The sequence below is a fragment of the Paenibacillus sp. J22R56 genome (assembly GCF_056269375.1).
Genome location: NZ_JBWDNV010000023.1, coordinates 1 through 3,609, shown reverse-complemented (window position 1 = coordinate 3,609; position 3,609 = coordinate 1). Strand labels below are relative to the sequence as shown.

The 3,609-nt window shown below is 41.5% G+C and carries 5 protein-coding genes and 1 rRNA gene; 2 read left to right on the top strand and 4 right to left on the bottom strand.

Annotation, left to right across the window (positions count from 1 at the left end; all coding sequences use genetic code 11):
- The coding region (locus AC0YNT_RS30495; RefSeq protein ID WP_475807908.1) for a hypothetical protein at positions 1 to 194 on the top strand (194 nt) is incomplete at its 5' end.
- A 249-nt stretch (positions 195 to 443) separates the two neighbouring features.
- Here AC0YNT_RS30495 and AC0YNT_RS30490 read toward each other — a convergent pair.
- Genes AC0YNT_RS30490 through AC0YNT_RS30480 form a run of 3 tightly spaced genes read right to left on the bottom strand, consistent with a single transcriptional unit; the run spans position 444 to position 2,572 of the window.
- Positions 444 to 806, bottom strand: coding sequence for a cupin domain-containing protein (locus tag AC0YNT_RS30490; RefSeq protein WP_475807907.1), 363 nt, complete (start codon positions 804 to 806; stop codon positions 444 to 446).
- A gap of 12 nt (positions 807 to 818) precedes the next feature.
- A complete protein-coding gene (locus AC0YNT_RS30485) occupies positions 819 to 1,580 on the bottom strand; it encodes a sugar phosphate isomerase/epimerase family protein (RefSeq protein WP_475807906.1) in 762 nt (253 codons plus the stop codon).
- Entirely contained in the window at positions 1,577 to 2,572 is a 996-nt protein-coding gene (locus AC0YNT_RS30480) for a Gfo/Idh/MocA family protein (protein WP_475807905.1), read from the bottom strand. Before AC0YNT_RS30480 ends, AC0YNT_RS30485 begins: the two co-directional genes overlap by 4 nt.
- Positions 2,573 to 2,749: 177 nt before the next feature.
- Between AC0YNT_RS30480 and AC0YNT_RS30475 the strand changes: the two genes are divergently transcribed.
- Positions 2,750 to 3,313: a helix-turn-helix domain-containing protein gene (locus tag AC0YNT_RS30475; protein WP_167283204.1), complete on the top strand. Its 564-nt coding sequence runs from the start codon at positions 2,750 to 2,752 to the stop codon at positions 3,311 to 3,313.
- Between the two features lie 189 nt (positions 3,314 to 3,502).
- On the opposite strand, the gene AC0YNT_RS30470 is transcribed toward AC0YNT_RS30475, so the two are convergent.
- Positions 3,503 to 3,609, bottom strand: a 23S ribosomal RNA gene (locus AC0YNT_RS30470); the annotation flags it as partial.

Here is a 3,609-nt window from a genome sequence, read left to right as displayed (position 1 = left end):
TCCATGAAATGGTTTTGTTTGACTTGCTCAAACTTGTTTTTATCGCTTTTTCCGTTATTTCTAACGGGGCAGTTTTGCTCGTTGTTCAGTTTTCAAAGAACAATTTTTTTTCAACAACGCTGTATATCTTATCACGTTATCGAATTCAGTGTCAAGCTTTGTTTTCATTGATTTCAATTTCTATCTATCAATGATCTTTTAGCTTTTTGTCCTAACCGCTTGTTTCTCTCGGCCAGAAATAGAATATACCATACAATGAATAATTAATGCAAGTGTTTTTGATAATTTATTATTATTTGTATTTACATCCCCTATTTCGATATAGTTTTCAGATTATTGCACTAATTAGCTCTTTAAATTTATTAGTGTTTGATAAGAATTCATCTATTTAAATTAACAAAGATGGAATGCATTTATTATGCCTTCCATCCTCAATGTTACTCCTACTCTCCTATCGTTTGTCGATCTGGCGCTGAGTACGCAATGATCATTCGACAAGGCTCCCAACTGGTCACCTTTGCATGATGTGGAACACCTCGTGGAATTCGGAGCATCATCCCTGGTTCTAGATGGAACACTTCGTCTCCAAGCGAATGATCACACTCACCGGACAATACAAAAATAAGCTCCTCACAATTGGGATGAATATGCCTCCCGTTCGCCTGACCAGCTTCGATATAGACCATACCAAAAGTCATTTCAGACTCTGGATCAATGTCCTGACTGCATAACCAATGAATCTTACCCCAATCCATCGGCAGAATGCGGCCCTCTTCTTCTTTTCGCAAGTCTGAGATTGTAGCCATTACCCGCACTCCTTACTTGGTAGATTGTAATCCATGCCTTAAGAAACGAATACATTCATCTAGCCCTTCCACGATAGAACCACCGCTTTCTTCATCTGCAGATATCCAGCCGCGGTACCCGGTATCTATAATTGCTGCAAATATCGGTTCAAAGTCAATTACTCCACGGCCGAGAATTTGCCAATCTCCTGCTGTGAAGTCTTTTAGGTGATAATTATCAATGACGGATGCAAAGGATCTAATCAGTTCAGCTGAATTCCCTATTCCGGATTTGACCAGATGTGCGGTATCAATTGTTAGACCTACGGTTCCCTGCTGTATGCGATCAAAGAAAATATCAAAATCTTCACGATACATAACCGGTTGATCGTAATGATGGTGGAGCGAAAGCTTCAGTCCATACTGCTGCGCTTCTTTTCCAAGCTCAGACAAACAATCTGCATAGGTGCGAATATCCTCAGTTGTCACCTGACTGCGGGACACACCGTGGCAAAATACGATTATCTCAGACCCTATCTTTTGACCAAACTGAAACAACTCCCGTAGGTTCCTGATTCCCTGTTCATCCAGACCTCCTCCGGTAATAAGCGCTGAAGCTATACCTTCCCTATGACCCCATTCTTCTATAAAACGTTCCGGTTGAAGCAAATAAGGTGCATATTGGCCTCCTTTGAGCTGCAACCCAGCATAACCAACTTTCTGATAGTCATTAAAAAGAAGATTACGCTCTTCGTCGGATGCGGTAGGTCTAGAAAAAGCATATTTGATCATCATATCCTAACTCCGTCTTTAAGCCGCACAATCTGAGATTCAGCTGCCGACTGGTAGGAAGCATCAAGCAATGCTACGGTCTTCAGGTTATCTTCTGCACTATTGCTGGCGACTGCACCTGTCTCAATCCATGTTAACAGCTGCTCGATGTTATCCAGACTATTTTGTTCGCGAGAGTAGTGGTTCTCCCATGTTTGTGATGAATTCCGTTCACCAGGGTGGTAAAGCTCAACCTGATTGTGATTACATCTGAGGGTCCCCTTCTCTCCGATTACGATCATCTCCGTTCGACTTATCGAAGAAGAGAAGCTTTGCGTATAGGTCACAATGGAACCGTTTTCAAATCTTAGCTGAACAGTTGCATCCGTCTCTCCTTGACAGTTGATCGCATCAGAAGAATTCATTAAGCATACAACCGATTCTGCCTCGCAACCCAATATTTGTCTAAATCCATCAAACCAATGGATACCCATAACCGATAAAGCATGCCGCTCACGATCGAGGCGCCATCCTGAATCTTGCCGGAAAAACATTTCATTGAATATAATCATCGCCACCGTACCAATCGTATTTTCTGCAATAATGCTCTTAACGATCTCGAATGGGTAATGACGTCTAAAGTTCTGATTCACTGCTACTGGAACGTTTAGCTGCTTTGCTTTTTCCGTAATTTCAATCGCATCATTTAATGTGTCCGAGAATGGCTTTTCTACAAGTAATGGTATTCCAGCTTCTAATAAAGGAAACACAACCTGCTTACGAATGGAAGTAGGAGTGCATACGATAGCAGCATCAATGCCGCTGTGTTGAATAAATTCTTTCAAGTCTGTAAAACGCTGTGGAATTCCATATTTTTCAGCCCGTTCTTGCAGCACTTGTTCATTTGGATCACATATTGCCGTAATTTCAATGCGTGCCGGGTTTGCTTTATAGCCTTCCAGATGCAATTCAGATACTCCGCCCGCCCCAATCAGGCCGACTTTAAATTTCTTCAACTCACTCCACCTCATTCAACTTGTTTTATAGTTATTCAACCTTGTTGAACAACAACTTGATTATAAGGGATTAGCTTCCATTCGGCAATCTATATTTTTCATTGAATTTGCTGGTATTTTAGAGAAGGTATCGGTAAAGTTATAGTACAAAGTAATCTTATGACGCGAGGGATCCCTATGGAATTGGGCAAAAGAATCCGATTAATTCGTAAAGAACAAAAACGCACACAAGATGAGGTTTCTGCAGCCTGCGGTTTTACGAAAAGCATGCTTTCCAAGATCGAAAACGGGAGCACCATGCCAGCTGTTGCTACACTAATGAAAATCTCTTCAGCACTAGGAGTAAAGGTATCAGACCTGCTGGAACCGTCACCGAGTAACGGAACGATCTATACGAGTGCGGCAGAGTATCAGGATATAGAAAAATGGATCAAAACAGATAAAGGCTACTCTTTCTTTGCCTTCGCATCCGGCAGAAGAGATAAAATCATGCAGCCTTATCTGTTTGTAGCACAACGAGGTGAAGTGAAAAGCCATGTCTTCTCTCACGAGGGACAAGAGTTCATCTATGTCCTTTCTGGACAAATGAAGTATAAGGTCGGCAATATCGAATATGAGATGAGCGCCGGAGATGGGATGTACTTCAACTCACTGGAAGAGCATCTTGTTATTCCTGTATCTGAACAAGTTAAATACTTAGCAATATTCACTGAAGATGCCGGGCGGCCAACATCAGATTAAGAATTGCTTTCTGCACAAATACGAAGATGCAGGAAGCTCCACTTCCTTAAAAAACAAATAAAACATAGAAACCTACCAAATAAGCTTTGGTAGGTTTCTATGTTTTCCGTATATTGCACACTGAAAACTGGATGCGAATGAATGAAACTTAAGCGATTTATAGTACTTGCGAATACTCACAAGATTTTTTAGGATAAGCCCTCGACCGATTAGTATTCGTCAGCTCCACACATTGCTGTGCTTCCACCCCGAACCTATCAACCTCGTCGTCTTCAAGGGGTCTTACTAATTGGGAA

Bases quoted from the DNA above. Each gene is read 5' to 3' on its own strand.
- AC0YNT_RS30490 (WP_475807907.1), bottom strand. From the start codon at position 806: ATGGCTACAATCTCAGACTTGCGAAAAGAAGAAGAGGGCCGCATTCTG.
- AC0YNT_RS30485 (WP_475807906.1), bottom strand. From the start codon at position 1,580: ATGATGATCAAATATGCTTTTTCTAGACCTACCGCATCCGACGAAGAG.
- AC0YNT_RS30475 (WP_167283204.1), top strand. From the start codon at position 2,750: ATGGAATTGGGCAAAAGAATCCGATTAATTCGTAAAGAACAAAAACGC.